The sequence below is a fragment of the Phenylobacterium sp. genome (assembly GCF_025351295.1).
Taxonomy (GTDB): domain Bacteria; phylum Pseudomonadota; class Alphaproteobacteria; order Caulobacterales; family Caulobacteraceae; genus Phenylobacterium.
The window spans coordinates 1-13,333 of the sequence record NZ_JANXWD010000049.1; the positions used below are offsets into that span (position 1 = coordinate 1).

14 protein-coding genes are annotated in these 13,333 nt (G+C 69.6%); 8 read left to right on the forward strand and 6 right to left on the reverse strand.

Features of this window, described 5'->3' with window-relative positions; genetic code table 11:
• The 3 genes from Q0R13_RS07840 to Q0R13_RS07850 form a co-directional block, all read left to right on the forward strand.
• On the forward strand, positions 1 to 433 hold a 433-nt coding region (locus tag Q0R13_RS07840), incomplete at its 5' end, for a hypothetical protein (RefSeq protein ID WP_293901975.1).
• A 139-nt stretch (positions 434 to 572) separates the two neighbouring features.
• On the forward strand, positions 573 to 1,859 hold the full coding sequence (locus Q0R13_RS07845) for a nucleoside transporter C-terminal domain-containing protein (RefSeq protein ID WP_293901977.1): 1,287 nt from the start codon (positions 573 to 575) through the stop codon (positions 1,857 to 1,859).
• Positions 1,860 to 2,042: 183 nt separating this feature from the next.
• Positions 2,043 to 2,678 carry a glutathione S-transferase family protein gene (locus Q0R13_RS07850; RefSeq protein WP_293901979.1) on the forward strand — a complete coding sequence of 212 codons (636 nt, stop codon included), beginning with the start codon at positions 2,043 to 2,045 and terminating at the stop codon, positions 2,676 to 2,678.
• Between the two features lie 22 nt (positions 2,679 to 2,700).
• On the opposite strand, the gene Q0R13_RS07855 is transcribed toward Q0R13_RS07850, so the two are convergent.
• The 5 genes from Q0R13_RS07855 to Q0R13_RS07875 form a co-directional block, all read right to left on the reverse strand.
• Positions 2,701 to 5,877, reverse strand: a complete 3,177-nt coding sequence (locus Q0R13_RS07855; protein WP_293901982.1) for a S8 family serine peptidase — start codon at positions 5,875 to 5,877, stop codon at positions 2,701 to 2,703.
• 149 nt (positions 5,878 to 6,026) lie between these two features.
• On the reverse strand, positions 6,027 to 6,902 hold the full coding sequence (locus tag Q0R13_RS07860; protein WP_293901985.1) for an MBL fold metallo-hydrolase: 876 nt from the start codon (positions 6,900 to 6,902) through the stop codon (positions 6,027 to 6,029).
• A complete protein-coding gene (locus Q0R13_RS07865) occupies positions 6,899 to 7,891 on the reverse strand; it encodes an MsnO8 family LLM class oxidoreductase (RefSeq protein WP_293901988.1) in 993 nt (330 codons plus the stop codon). The genes Q0R13_RS07860 and Q0R13_RS07865 overlap by 4 nt, the downstream gene beginning before the upstream one ends.
• Positions 7,892 to 8,251: a GFA family protein gene (locus Q0R13_RS07870; protein ID WP_293901991.1), complete on the reverse strand. Its 360-nt coding sequence runs from the start codon at positions 8,249 to 8,251 to the stop codon at positions 7,892 to 7,894.
• Between the two features lie 83 nt (positions 8,252 to 8,334).
• Positions 8,335 to 8,799 (reverse strand): PaaI family thioesterase, encoded by a 465-nt coding sequence (locus Q0R13_RS07875; RefSeq protein ID WP_293901994.1) that lies wholly within the window; start codon positions 8,797 to 8,799, stop codon positions 8,335 to 8,337.
• Positions 8,800 to 8,880: 81 nt separating this feature from the next.
• Between Q0R13_RS07875 and Q0R13_RS07880 the strand changes: the two genes are divergently transcribed.
• The 4 genes from Q0R13_RS07880 to Q0R13_RS07895 all read left to right on the forward strand — a co-directional run bounded on the left by Q0R13_RS07880 (position 8,881) and on the right by Q0R13_RS07895 (position 11,179).
• Positions 8,881 to 9,159: a hypothetical protein gene (locus Q0R13_RS07880; protein WP_293901997.1), complete on the forward strand. Its 279-nt coding sequence runs from the start codon at positions 8,881 to 8,883 to the stop codon at positions 9,157 to 9,159.
• Between the two features lie 11 nt (positions 9,160 to 9,170).
• Positions 9,171 to 10,319 carry an acyl-CoA dehydrogenase family protein gene (locus Q0R13_RS07885; protein WP_293902000.1) on the forward strand — a complete coding sequence of 383 codons (1,149 nt, stop codon included), beginning with the start codon at positions 9,171 to 9,173 and terminating at the stop codon, positions 10,317 to 10,319.
• A gap of 39 nt (positions 10,320 to 10,358) precedes the next feature.
• A complete protein-coding gene (locus tag Q0R13_RS07890; protein ID WP_293902003.1) occupies positions 10,359 to 10,652 on the forward strand; it encodes a type II toxin-antitoxin system prevent-host-death family antitoxin in 294 nt (97 codons plus the stop codon).
• A 260-nt stretch (positions 10,653 to 10,912) separates the two neighbouring features.
• On the forward strand, positions 10,913 to 11,179 hold the full coding sequence (locus tag Q0R13_RS07895) for a DUF3253 domain-containing protein (protein WP_293902005.1): 267 nt from the start codon (positions 10,913 to 10,915) through the stop codon (positions 11,177 to 11,179).
• Between the two features lie 6 nt (positions 11,180 to 11,185).
• On the opposite strand, the gene Q0R13_RS07900 is transcribed toward Q0R13_RS07895, so the two are convergent.
• Positions 11,186 to 12,190, reverse strand: coding sequence for an AraC family transcriptional regulator (locus Q0R13_RS07900; RefSeq protein ID WP_293902008.1), 1,005 nt, complete (start codon positions 12,188 to 12,190; stop codon positions 11,186 to 11,188).
• Positions 12,191 to 12,315: 125 nt separating this feature from the next.
• On the opposite strand from Q0R13_RS07900, the gene Q0R13_RS07905 reads away from it, so the two are divergent.
• Positions 12,316 to 13,203 carry an SDR family oxidoreductase gene (locus Q0R13_RS07905; protein WP_293902011.1) on the forward strand — a complete coding sequence of 296 codons (888 nt, stop codon included), beginning with the start codon at positions 12,316 to 12,318 and terminating at the stop codon, positions 13,201 to 13,203.
• Positions 13,204 to 13,333 lie beyond the last annotated feature (130 nt).

Here is a 13,333-nt window from a genome sequence, read left to right on the forward strand (position 1 = left end):
CCTGTCGGCCGCGGACCAGAACCTGCTCTTCCGCGCCACCCTGGGCGCGGCCGACCGGACCGGCGCCGCGCCGTTCGCCGACGTCCAGGCCTGGCGCGACAACACCGCCGCCCAGCTGAAGATGGTCAACTACATGCAGGACGCCGGCGTGGTCGGCGCCAACGGCATGCTCGACCACGCCGCGGCGGTCCGGAAGTCCGGCGACGCGCAGTTCGCCGCCGCCCTCAAGCTGTCGCTGCGCCGCGACAACAACTCCACCGGCTGGACCCAGTCCGTGCTGCAGCTGTTCGGTGGCGACCGCGCCAAGGACCGTGTCGACCTGTCCCCGGAAGCCCGGAAGCTGGTGAGCGGCGCCGCCCCGGCCGCCGCCGCGCCCGCCAGCCCGGCGGCCACGCCCTACCGCGCCGGCAGCCTGATCTCCACCTCGGCCTAGCGACAGCTTCAATGCCGCTCATCCCCGCGCAGGATCTGGACGCGGAAGCGACCCTGTGCCGCCGCGCCTTGCGCTTGCCGATCAACTGGGGCCCTTAATTGCGTCCAGGCCGGTGACTCGGCGGCGCGTCGGGGGATGCATGTTCAGTTTGCAGAACGCCCAGAGCCTGGTCGGGGTGGCCGTGGTGCTGCTGGCCTGCTGGGCGGTGTCGGAGAATCGGCGGCGGTTTCCGTGGAAACTCGCCATCGGGGCGATCCTGACCCAGATGATCCTGGTGCTGGCCCTGTTCGGCGTGCCGCCGCTGCGCGACGCGCTGCTGCACGTGGGCATCGCGGTCGACGGCCTGGCCAGCTCCACCCAGGCCGGCGTGGCGTTCGTGTTCGGCTTCCTGGCCGGCACGCCCAACCAGCCGTACACGCTGACCGACCCCGGCTCGCTGTTCGTGTTCGCCTTCCGGGTGCTGCCGGTGATCCTGGTGGTCTGTGCGCTGGCGGCGCTGCTCTGGCACTGGAAGATCCTGGTCTGGATCACCCAGGCGTTCGGCGTGGTGTTCGAGAAGACCATGGGCCTGCGCGGGCCCCCCGCGCTCGCCACCGCCGCCACCGTGTTCATGGGCCAGGTCGAAGGCCCGATCTTCATCCGCAGCTACCTGCCCAGCCTGTCGCGCTCCGAGCTGTTCATGCTGATCGCGGTCGGCATGGCCTGCGTCTCCGGCTCCACCATGGTGGCCTATGCGACCATCCTGAAGGACGTACTGCCCAACGCGGCGGCCCACGTGCTGACCGCCTCCATCGTCTCGGCGCCGGCCGGCGTGCTGCTGGCCCGGATCATCGTGCCGCGCGACGCCGCCATCGAGCAGGTGCAGACCTACGACCCGCTGGCCGCGAAGAAGTACGACAGCTCAATCGACGCCCTGATCAAGGGCACCACCGACGGCCTGCAGATCGTGCTGAACGTGGGCGCCACCCTGATCGTGTTCGTGGCCCTGGTCGCCATGCTGAACAAGATCCTGGGCATCCCCGGCGACGTCGGCGGCGCGCCGCTGACCGTCGAGCGCGGCCTGGGCATCGTCTTCGCCCCCCTCGCCTGGGCCATCGGCGTGCCCTGGAAGGACGCGCCCACCGCCGGCTCCCTGCTGGGCGTGAAGCTGGTGCTGACCGAGTTCACCGCCTTCATCAAGATGGGTGCGATCCCGGTGACGGCCATCGACCCGCGTACCCGCATCCTGATGACCTATGCGCTATGCGGCTTCGCCAACGTCGCCTCGGTGGGCATCAACCTGGCCGGCTTCTCGGTCCTGGTGCCCGAGCGGCGCAACGAGATCGTCGGCATGGTCTGGAAGGCGATGATGGCCGGCTTCCTGGCCACCTGCCTGACCGCCTCCATCGTCGGCCTGCTGCCGGCCGGCCTGTTCGGGAACGGCTAGCAACCAGTCTCAATCAGACCTTTGAAATTTCAAAACCATAGACAACAACACCCGCTCATCCCGGCCTTCGCCGGGATGAGCGGTATTGGGTACGGAGTCAGGGGGGACATGACCCCGTGTGCCACTTGCCTCAAGGGCAGGGACGGGCGCTACCGTAGCGGCCGCCGATAGGGAGCTCCGCCCATGAAACTCTACGACACCCCGCTCGCGCCGAACCCGCGCCGGGTGCGCTGGTTCATGGCGGAGAAGGCGATCGCCGACGTCGAGGTGGTGACGCTCAACATCATCGAGGGCCAGCACAAGACCCCGGAATACCTGCGCAAGGCGGGCCTCGCCAACGTGCCGATGCTGGAGCTGGACGACGGGACCTGCATCACCGAATCCATCGCCATCTGCCGCTATCTCGAAAGCGTCTATCCCGAGCCCAACCTGTTCGGCCGCACGCCGCAGGAGACCGCGGTGATCGAGATGTGGATGCGCCGCGCCGAGCTGATGGTCGCCACCCCGCTGATGATCGGCGTGCGCCACACCCACCCCGGCATGGCCGCCCTGGAGCAGCAGGAGCCGACCGTGGGCCGGCACAATATCGAGACCGGCACGCGGGCGCTGAAGGTGCTGGACCGACGGCTGGCCGAGGGCGATTGGCTGGCGGCCGGGCGGCTGACCATCGCTGACATCGTCGCCTTCGTCGGCATCGACTTCGGCCGGATGATCAAGTTCCGTCCGCCCGAGGACCTGATCCACGTGGTCCGCTGGGCCCAGGCGATGCGTGAGCGCCCCGCCGCCAAGGCCGGCATGCCGCAGCGTCCCGCCGCGTGACCGCGCGCGCCGCGCCGCGGCCCTAGGTGAAGATGTAGTCGCCGGCCGCCAGGGCGTATTTGTTCGCCAGGGTGATGATCTCGGTCGCGTGGGTGACCCCGTCGGTGACCGTCCAGTTCGTCAGGCTCCCCACCACCTTGGTCAGGGTCGAGCCGGCGCCATAGCCGTGCAGCTCAAGGTGGTCGCCGAGCGCGAAGTCGAGCACCACGTCCCCGGCCGCCTGGCCGGTCTGGAACACGAAGCGGTCGGCGCCCGCCCCGCCGGTCAGCCGGTCGATACCCGCCCCGCCGTCGAGGGTGTCGTCGCCGGCGCCCCCGCTAAGGGTGTCGGCCCCATCCGCGCCCATCAGCAGATTGGCGGCTGCGTTGCCGGTGATCGAATTGGCCAGCGCGTTGCCCGTCCCATCGATCGCCAGCGCGCCGGTCAGGGTCAGCCGTTCCACGTTGGCCGAGAGCGTGAAGCTCACGGCGCTGGAGACCAGGTCGTTGCCCTCGCCCGGCGCCTCGACCACCACGTCGCCGGGGTCGTCCACGTAGAAGGTGTCGTTGCCGGCGCCGCCGTCCATGCGATCGGCGCCCAGGCCGCCGGTCAGCTTGTCGTCGCCGATCCCGCCCAGCAGGGTGTCGTTCCCCGTCCCGCCGGTCAGGGTATCGGCGCCGTCCAGGCCGCTCAGCACATTGTCGCCGGTGTTGCCGGTGATGGCGTTGTCCAGGCCGTTGCCGGTGGCGTCGATCGACGCCGTCCCGGTCAGGGTCAGCCGCTCCACATTGGGCGCGAGCGTGTAGCTGACCGAGGCGTTGACCAGATCGTTGCCTTCGCCCGGCAGTTCGACCACCAGGTCGCCGGCGTCGTCGACGTCATAGGTGTCGTCGCCGGGGCCGCCGGTCATGGTATCGGCCTCGGTCCCGCCGGTCAGCCTGTCGTTACCGATGCCGCCGATGAGGGTGTCGGTCCCCGCGCCGCCGGTCAGGATATCGTCGCCGTCGGCCCCGGTCAGCACATTGGCGCCGGTGTTTCCGGTGATGGTGTTGGCCAGCTCGTTGCCCGTGCCGTTGATGGCCGCGGTCCCGGTCAGCGTCAGCTTCTCGAAGTTGGGGCCCAGGACATAGCTGATCGAGCTGTTGACCAGGTCGTTGCCTTCGCCCGGCAGTTCGACCACCAGGTCGCCGGCGTTGTCGACGTCGTAGGTGTCGTCGCCAGGGCCGCCGGTCATGGTATCGGCTTCGGTCCCGCCGGTCAGCCAGTCGTTGCCGATGCCGCCGATGAGGGTGTCGGTCCCCGCGCCGCCGGTCAGGATGTCGTCGCCGTCGGCCCCGGTCAGCACATTGGCGCCGGCGTTCCCGGTGATGGTGTTGGCCAGCTCGTTGCCCGTGCCGTTGATGGCCGCGGTCCCGGTCAGCGTCAGCTTCTCGAGGTTGGGCCCCAGCAGATAGCTGATCGAGCTGTTGACCAGGTCGACGCCCTCGTTCGGCTGCTCGACCACCACGTCGCCCGGGTTCTCGACCGTGTAGGTGTCGTTGCCCGGCCCGCCGACCATGCGGTCCGCGCCGGGACCGCCGTCCAGCTTGTCGGCGCCATCCATGGCCACGAGGGTGTCGTTGAACACGCTGGCCTTGGACTGGCCGGCGGGCGCGGAGGTGAGCGAGAAGGTGTCGTTGGCGGCTGTGCCGGTGTCGGTCACCCCGCCGGGCGAGCCGCGGTAGACGAAGCTGGAGACGTCCAGCCGCCCGCCGGTCACGGTCTTGCCGGCCAGGGAGGCGGTGGGGATCGTCGAGGCCAGCAGGTCGGCGCGGATCTGCGCCGCCGAGGCGCCGGGGACGGCCGCCGCATAGAGCGCGATGGCCCCGGTGACGAACGGCGTCGCCATCGAGGTGCCGCTCATGTTGCCGTAGAGGCCGCCCGGAAGGGTCGAGTAGATCGTCGAGCCGGGGGCGCCCAGGTCGACGCTGGCCACGCCATAGTTGGAGAACGAGGACAGGCCGCCGGTGCTGGTGATCGACGCCACCGAGATCACCGCGTCGTAGCCCGCCGCGCCCAGGGTGTCGTAGCTGGCCGGATAGGTCGGCGTGCTGTCGTTGTTGTCCCCGATCTGGTCGGCGCCGCCGTTACCGGCCGCGGCCACGAACAGGATATCGGCGGTCGCGCCGCGGCCGATGGCGGCGCTGACGGCGAAGGACGCCGCCGTGCCGCCCCAGCTGTTGTTTGTCGCCACCACGTTGATGGCGCCGGCGGCGGTCGAAGCGGCGGTGACATAGTCCAGCGCGCTCGCCGCGTCCGAGCTGAAGCCGCCGTCCGGGCCCAGGAACTTGGCCACGATCAGCTGGGTGGACCAGGTGACCCCGGCGACGCCGATGCCGTTGCCGCCCTGCGCGGCGATGATCCCCGCCACGTGCGTGCCGTGGCCGACGTCGTCCATCGGGTCGTTGTCGTTGTTGAGGAAGTCCCAGCCGATCAGGTCGTCGGTCAGGCCGTTGTTGTCCTGGTCGACCCCGTCCGACCAGCGGTTGTCGTGCAGCAGATCGCCGGCGTCGATCCGGCCGTTGCCGTTCACGTCGGTGACATAGGCCGCGTTGGCGGCGGCGTTCAGGTCGCGGAAGGTGATCCGGCCGTCGCCGTCTACGTCGGTCAGATTGGCCTTGAAGGCGACCGGAATCTCGTTCTGGTTGAGCCAGATATTCAGGTAGAGGTCGGGCGCGGTGTAGTCCACGCCGGTGTCCACCAGGCCCACGGCCACCTTGGTCGAGCCCGTGTAGCCGGCCGTCCAGGCCTCGCCGGCCTGGCTGCCGAAGGCGTTCACCCGGGTCGTGGTGTCGCCGTACATGCCCCAGGCCTGGCCGCCGGTGACGCCAGGGTCGTTGCTGACGTCGAAGCCGGTCTCGTCCGTGCCGGCGTTGACATTGCCGTTGCTGGCGCCGCTGCCGGTGAGGTCGTCCAGGGCGTGGTAGACGTAGTCCGGCTCGGCGGTGCGCACGCCCGGCAGCTGCGAGATCAGGCTGAGCGCGTGCTCCAGCGACTGGCCGGGATCCAGCACCAGGGTCTGCAGCCCGCCCGGCCCCGCGTCGCCTGCGAAATGGCCGACGCCCAGCAGCGCCTGGTTCAGCGTCGTGTCGGAGGCGTCGGGGTCCAGCTGCACCAGCAACGTGCCCGCACGGACGTCCAGCGAACGATAGGTCGTGGTCTCAAACGCGAGCGTCGGCATTGGCCGCAATGTCCTCTGGCCCGTCTTGTGGGCCGCCGGGGCGCGCAAAACCCGGCTCTATCCGTTCCACCCCCGCGGAGGGACGCCGCAATATGGCCGGTTCTGCGAATCGAGCGAGCGGATTCCCTCACCGGGCGAGGGGTTTCCCCCTACCTCGGGGGGATCGGCGTCACGATGAAGTCCGGATGGACGTCGCGGGCCGCCTTGTCGCCCATGGCGTGGACCGCCGCCTGCAGCTCCAGAAGGTCGGCGTAGGGCAGTTCCAGGACGTGCTCGTCGGCATGGACCAGGACCGCGTCGGGCAGGTCCTTGCCGGGCTGGCGGGTCATCTCGATGTGGGCGCCCATCACCCGGCTGACGCGGTGGCTGGCGGTAAAGGCCGCGACCCGGTCGAGGCTGTCGCGGAAGTCGCCGAAGCGGTTGACCGGCACATACAGCCGGCCGGGATAGAGGGTGTCGCCGCTCAGTAGCCAGCGGGTGCGCGGGTCCCAGATCATGATGTGCGCCGGCTGGTGCCCTGGCGCGGGGATCACCTGCAGGGTCCGCCCGCCCAGGTCGAAGCCGACCACCTGAAGCGGCCAGTCGGCGATCCTGAAGAAGGCCGCCACCTCCTCCGGCTTCAGGCCCACCACGGTGGTATCCGGCCGCGCCTGGAATTCGTCGTCGCCCATGTGGTGGTCGCCGTGGCCGTGGGTGTGGGCGACGATCAGCGGGATCGAGGCGCGGTGATGCTCGGCCAGCCACTGGGCGATGGCGGCGTCCACCGCCGGGCGGATCGGCGTGCCGCCGGCGCCGCTATCCAGCAGCAGGGCCCGGTCCCTGCCGAACAGCAGGTACAGGAACGGGGCCTCGAAATTGGTCTTCACCGACTGGCGGATCACATAGGTGTCGCGGTCGTAGCGCTGGGTCTGGGTGGTAGGCTCCGACGCCGCCGTCCCGTCGATCCAGGGCTTGAAGGGCCCGGTCTTTGCCCAGGCGGGCGCGGCGAACAGCGTCAGGCAGATCACGGCGAGGGCGGGTCTCATGGCGGCTTGATCAGCTCCAGCGAGGCGATGCGCGTCGCCAGCGACGGCCCAGTGGCCATGACGAATACCTCATCGGCTCCGGCCGAGGCAGCCTTGGCCGCCAGCTTTTCGCGGATGAAGCCGGCGTCGCCCGCCAGGGTGCGGCCCTCCACCTCGGCGAGCAGCGGCGTGCCCTTCCATTCGGCCAGGAAGGCCTCGGCCTCCGCGGCGTCCGGAAACCGCCGGCGCCGGCCGGACAGCATCGAGACCGTGCCCGCCCGCCGCGGCGCATCCTCCCGCCAGGCCTGCTCCATCGTCTGCGCCGCATAGGCCACCACCGCCGTCCCGGCCCAGGGCTCGGTCCGGAACGCCGAGGGCTGAAAGGTCCGGCGATAGGCGGCCACCGCCGGCCCGGCCTCGCTGCGGGCGATGAATTCCGCGAACACCATGCCCACGCCCATCATGCCCGCGAAGGTGGCGCTCTCCTCCGAGGTGCACAGCACGAACACGTCCGGGTGGGAGGGACCGGACGGGTTGGCCTTGATGTCGTGGATCGGGTGGCCGTCGGGCATCGGGACCGCGCCGCTGGCGTCCAGCAGCCAGGTGGTCAGCAGCTGGAAATACTGCGGAAAGGCGTCGGACCCGACCGAGCGCAACGCCCCGCCGGTCCGCGCGTCGGCCCCCAGCGCGCGGCCCAGGCCCAGGTCGATCCGCCCTGGCGCCAGCGCCTCCAGCTCCATGAAGGTCTCCGCCACCTTGAGCGGCGAATAGTTGACCAGCATCACCCCGCCGGAGCCCAGCCGGATGCGGCTTGTCTGCTGGCTGATCGCGGCGATCAGAATCTCCGGATTCGGCGAGCCCAGGCCCTGGATATTGTGGTGCTCGGCCATCCAGAAGCGGTGATAGCCCAGCCGCTCGGCGGCCTTGGCCACCTCGATGGTCTCGCGCACCGCCTGGGCCTGGGTGGCCCCGCCGGTCACCGGCGACAGGTCCAGGACCGAGAGCAGCACCTAGTCTTCGTCCAGGTAGCGCCAGGTGTTGGCCCCGTCGAACGGCCGGATCCGGATGTGGTCCCAGTCCAGCCCGTCCACCAGCCGCGCATTGATCGCCATCCGGTCCCGGGTCCCGTCCAGGCTCTGCCAGTGAGTGACCACGCCGCAGGTGCGGCAGCGGTGGAACGCCAGCATCCGGTCGCCCCAGACATAGGGTTCGGTCCGCCGGCCGTCCGGCAGCGTGACGTCCCGCGGGCTGTAGTAGGCCCAGCGCGCGCCCAGCCGGCGGCAGATCGAGCAGTTGCACTCCGAGACCTCGGTCGGCGCGGCCGGCGCCGTCAGGCGCGCGGCGCCGCAATGGCAGGCCGCTTCGATCATGGGCGCTCTCCCGGGCGTTTTCTTATCGCCAATAGCTGGGGCCGCTTGCGGCCCCTGTCCAGTCGGCGCCGGCGCAATGGCCGCTAGCTGCGCGATCCCATCTTCTTCAGCACCGAGGAGAAGCTCATCACCGGCTCGCCCTTGGAGGTGATGATCCCGCGCACGAACACCATGCTGCGGCCTGCCTTCACCACCTCGCCCGTGCATTCCACCAGGTCGCCTTCGTGCGCCGTGCCCACCAGTTCGCCGTTGAAGGTGGCGGTGACGGTGCGGCTGCCGTCGATCACGTCGCGGGCGATCACGAACAGGGCGAAGTCGGCGAAGGTCATCACGCAGCCGCCATGCAGGAAGCCGCCGCCGTTCAGGTGCTTGTACTCGGCCCGGAACGCGCACACCGCGCGCCCGTCGTCGCCGACCCGATAGTAGAAAGGCCCCGCCAGGTCCTCGTAGGGGTCGCCGCCGGGATAGCAGGACCAGCCGGCCCACTCGCCCTCCTGCACGGTGATGAGCTTCGAGATATAGGTGTTCTCGGTGACGCCGCCGTCCATCGGTCCCTCGAAACTCGTGCGAAGGGTTTGCCCCGCGCCGCTTCAAACCCTAGTTTGGGGCCTTGGCAAAGGTCTGAATCGATGATCGCGCTTCTCGCGGCCCTGCTGCTCGCCGCCCCCGAAACCCCTGCGGCCCACACCCCCCCGCCAGACGCCGCGGCGCTCGCGGTCAAGCCGGCCAACATCGAGAACGCGGTCGACGCCAACGGCGTGCCCGCCTGGGCCAAGCGCAAGCACCTGAAGCCGGTCCAGGGCTGCACCTCGCGCCCGAACATCGGCGTCCAGACCTGGCGGGAGGAATACGACAGCTCCGGCAAGAAGCTGCGCTCGGTCCCCATCAAGACAACCTGCAAGCCCTAGAGGACCGCCCGATGGCGCTCGACGCCGAGACCCGCGACCAGCTGATCGACACCGTCCGCCGCTTCGTCACCGAACGCCTGCGCCCGCTCGAGGCCAAGGTGGCCGAGGACGACGCCATGCCCCAGGACCTCATCGACGAGATGAAGGCGCTGGGCCTGTTCGGCCTGTCGATTCCCGAAGCTTACGGCGGCCTGGAACTCTCCATGGAGGACGAGTGCCTGGTGGTGATCGAACTCGGCCGCACCAGCCCGGCGTTCCGCTCCACCTTCGGCACCAACGTCGGGATCGGCTCCCAGGCGCTGGTGATGTTCGGCACCGAGGCCCAGAAGGCAAAGTACCTGCCCGGCATCGCGTCCGGCGAGATCATCACCTCCTTCGCGCTGACCGAGCCGGAGGCCGGCTCCGACAGCGCCGCGGTGCAGACCCGCGCCATCCGGGACAGGGACCACTACGTCCTGAACGGGTCCAAGCGTTACATCACCAACGCCAACACGGCCGACCTGTTCACGGTGATGGCGCGGAGCAATCCGGAGATCAAAGGCGGCGGCGGGGTCTCGGCCTTCCTGGTCCCGCGCGACCTGCCTGGCGTCAGCGTCGGCAAGCCCGAGAAGAAGATGGGCCAGCAGGGGGCCCACGTCTGCGACGTCATGTTTGACAACGTCCGCGTGCCGGTGGAGAACCGCATCGGCCAGGAGGGTGAGGGCTTCAAGGTCGCCATGCGGGTGCTCGACAAGGGCCGCCTGCATATCTCCGCCCTCTGCGTCGGCGTCGCCGAGCGGTTGATCGCCGACTGCGTGGCCTACGCCACCGAGCGCAAGCAGTTCGGCCAGCCGCTGAGCGGCTTCCAGCTGGTCCAGGGCATGCTCGCGGACTGCAAGACCGAGGCGCTGGCGGCACGGGCCCTGACCCTGGAGACCGCCCGCAAGCGCGACCTGGGCCAGAACGTCACCATGGAGGGCGCGGCGGCCAAGTACTTCGCCTCCGAGATGGTGGGCCGGGTGGGCGACAAGGCGGTGCAGATCTTCGGCGGCGCCGGCTACATCGCCGAATACGGAATCGAGCGCTTCTACCGCGATGTCCGCATCTTCCGGATCTACGAGGGCACTAGCCAGATCCAGCAGGTGATCATCGCCCGCGAGACCCTGAAGCGGGGCGGCTGAGGTGGAAATTCCAGGTTAGCTAAGCTAAGTTAGCTAACCATGGTCATCGCCAATATCCACTTGGCCAAGACCAACCTTTCCAAGCTCATCGCGCAGGCGGAAGCCGGGGAAGAGGTCGTGATCGCCCGCGACGGTAAGCCGGCGGTGCGGTTGACCCCGGTGGAGGCGGTGGTGTCTGTCGATGAACCGCGTCGGCCGGACGGGCTGCCGGCCTGGATGCGATCGATGAAGGGCCAGATCTGGATCTCGCCGGACTTCGACGCGTATGACGACGAGATCGCGCGCCTGTTCGATGAGAGCGAGATCTTCCCGAAGGACGATCCAGAGACTTGAGGGTCCTTCTGGATACCCATGTTGTGCTTTGGAGCCTGTTCGAACCCGAGTTGCTGGGAAGCGCGGCCGTGAAAGTCTTGAGCTCTCCTGAGACCGAAAGGGTCGTCAGTGTCGCGACCCTCTGGGAAATCGCGATCAAGCGCGCGGCCGGGCGCCTCAGGGTTCGACCGCTTGCTTGTCGCTCAGGCCCAGGTTGAGGATATCCCTCTGATCACCCACGATCGCCAGTTTGAGCGCTACGACGTCAGGATCATCCGAGCATGAGCGAAGCTGTCGAGACCGCCATCTTCGACCTGCTGGCCAAGGCCGCGCCCGGCAAGTCGGTGTCGCCGGAGGATATCGCCCGCGCCGTCGAGCCGGAGAGCTGGCGCCGCACGCTGGGCCACGTCCGCGCCGTCGCCCGCGGCCTTGCCCGCCAGGGCCGGGTGGTGATCCTGCGCCACAACAAGCCGGCCGATCCCGACGATTTCAAAGGCGTCTACCGGCTGCGGCTGCCCGACGGCGACGGGGTCGGCGGCCGGGGGTGATTGGCCTCAACGGCCGCTCCCGACCTTCCGCCTGACGGTCGGAAGCTCCGTCCTTCCGTCTGAAACGTGGAGAGACTTCCGCTCGCCCTGTGAGGGGGCCGCGGGATTTCGGCGGCGTGCGTAGGTCCGGGGCGACACGTCCATCACCCGCTTGAAGGCGGTGCTGAAAGCGCTTTCGGACTCGTAGCCCAGCGACAGGGCGATGGCGGAAATCGGATCGCCGGAATTCTCCAGCCGGTCTCCGGCCAGCAGCATACGCCAGCGGGTCAGGTAGTCCATGGGCGAAGCCCCCACCGTCGCCTTGAATTTCTGCGCGAAGCTGGATCGGGACATGCCGGCGCGCCCCGCCAGCATCTGCAAGGTCCAGCGAAGGGCCGGCTCCTGGTGCATGGCGTTGATCGCCGCGCTCATCTGCGGGTCCGCCAGGGCGAACAGCCATCCGACGCCGCCGCTGGAGCCCTCCGCCAGATGCAGGCGCAGCGCCTGCACCAGCACCATGTGGGCCAGATGCTGCGCCACCAGATCGCCGCCCGGCAGCGGCTCGCGCAGCTCCTGCATCATCTGCTCCAGCGCCCAGCGCAGGGCCGCCCGGTCGGTGTCCTTGCGGATATGGACGATGGGCGGCAACACGCCCAGCAGGATGCCGGCATAGGGGCCGGCGAAGGCGAACCAGCCGCCGATCCCGAAGCAGTCGCCGCCGCCGTTGAACGCGGCGATGGCGCCGTTGCCGCTGCTCGAGATCATCGCCTCGGCGTCCATCGGCGTCAGCGCCGGATCGCTGGTCAGGCGAAAGGGTCGTCCCCTCGGCAGCAGCAGACAGTCGCCGGCCCGCAGGCGCACCGAATCGCCAACGCCCTCCACGCACAGCCAGCATTCGCCGGACACCACGGCGTAGCACTTGATGCCCTCATGCCGGCCGAACTGGATCGACCACGGGGCGGCCACGTCAAACCCGCGGACGAAGTAGTTGCGCGGCTTCAGCAGCGACAGCACGTCGGAGAGCGGGTCCATGGGCTTCCTGGACGATGGCGAAGGAAGTGCGGACGCTAGAGCATAGATCGTCCTCCCGACAGCCCTTATCGTAGGCCTTTCAGCGCTGCGGATGTGGTCGCGGCGCACCATCGGACTGGGTTGTCATGCGTGTCTTTGTCACCGGAGCCACAGGCTTCATCGGGTCGGCGATCGTCCAGGACCTCATCGGCGCCGGCCACCAGGTGCTCGGCCTGGCGCGCAGCGACGATTCGGCCGCCGCCCTGGCGCGGCTGGGGGTCGAGGCGCATCGCGGCGACCTGGCCGACCTCGATAGCCTGGTCGCCGGCGCCCGCGCCTGTGAGGGCGTGATCCACACCGCCTTCATCCACGACTTCTCGCAGTTCATGGCCAATATCGAGACCGACCGGCGCGCGGTGGAGGCCTTGGCCTGCGCGCTGGAGGGCTCGGACAAGCCCCTGGTCATCGCGTCCGGCACCATGATGGTGCAGCACGCCCGGCCCGCCACCGAACGCGACGCGCCGCTGAGCGTCGAGGCCCCGCGCGCGGCGTCCGAGGCGATGGTGCTGGCGGCGGCCGACCGCGGGGTGCGCGGCAGTGTCGTGCGGCTGCCGCCCACGGTGCACGGCGCGGGCGACCACGGCTTCGTGCCCCGGCTGATCGAGGCGGCCCGCGAGCACGGCGTGTCGCCCTATGTGGGCGATGGCGCGAACCACTGGCCGGCGGTGCACCGGCTGGACGCGGCGCGCGTCTTCCGGCGGGCCGTCGAACGCGCCGCGCCCGGAACGCGCCTGCACGCGGTCGGCGAGGAGGGGGTGCCCATGCGCGCCATCGCCGAGGCGATCGGCGCCGGGCTGGGGGTCCCGGTGCGGAGTCTCACCCAGGACGAGGCGCCGGCGCATTTCGGCTTCCTGGCGATGTTCATCGCCACCGACAACCCGACCTCCAGCGCCCTGACCCGCAGCGCCCTGGGATGGAGCCCGGAGGGGCCGGACCTTCTGACCGACCTGCGCGAGGGCGGCTATTTTCACTGATCGGCGCGACCGGAACCTCATCTAACCGGATCGCTGACGCCGGGCGGACGGCGATGTAGCCGCGTCCGGGGCCGCCACATATAGTCGGCGCCTGACATGAAGCGCCTCGCCGTCCTCCTCCTCGCCGCCC

Coding starts and splice junctions, on each gene's coding strand:
- Q0R13_RS07900 (WP_293902008.1), bottom strand. CDS start 12,190: ATGGACCCGCTCTCCGACGTGCTGTCGCTGCTGAAGCCGCGCAACTAC.
- Q0R13_RS07905 (WP_293902011.1), top strand. CDS start 12,316: ATGCGTGTCTTTGTCACCGGAGCCACAGGCTTCATCGGGTCGGCGATC.
- Q0R13_RS07895 (WP_293902005.1), top strand. CDS start 10,913: ATGAGCGAAGCTGTCGAGACCGCCATCTTCGACCTGCTGGCCAAGGCC.
- Q0R13_RS07845 (WP_293901977.1), top strand. CDS start 573: ATGTTCAGTTTGCAGAACGCCCAGAGCCTGGTCGGGGTGGCCGTGGTG.
- Q0R13_RS07885 (WP_293902000.1), top strand. CDS start 9,171: ATGGCGCTCGACGCCGAGACCCGCGACCAGCTGATCGACACCGTCCGC.
- Q0R13_RS07860 (WP_293901985.1), bottom strand. CDS start 6,902: ATGAGACCCGCCCTCGCCGTGATCTGCCTGACGCTGTTCGCCGCGCCC.
- Q0R13_RS07875 (WP_293901994.1), bottom strand. CDS start 8,799: ATGGACGGCGGCGTCACCGAGAACACCTATATCTCGAAGCTCATCACC.
- Q0R13_RS07855 (WP_293901982.1), bottom strand. CDS start 5,877: ATGCCGACGCTCGCGTTTGAGACCACGACCTATCGTTCGCTGGACGTC.
- Q0R13_RS07870 (WP_293901991.1), bottom strand. CDS start 8,251: ATGATCGAAGCGGCCTGCCATTGCGGCGCCGCGCGCCTGACGGCGCCG.
- Q0R13_RS07880 (WP_293901997.1), top strand. CDS start 8,881: ATGATCGCGCTTCTCGCGGCCCTGCTGCTCGCCGCCCCCGAAACCCCT.
- Q0R13_RS07890 (WP_293902003.1), top strand. CDS start 10,359: ATGGTCATCGCCAATATCCACTTGGCCAAGACCAACCTTTCCAAGCTC.
- Q0R13_RS07850 (WP_293901979.1), top strand. CDS start 2,043: ATGAAACTCTACGACACCCCGCTCGCGCCGAACCCGCGCCGGGTGCGC.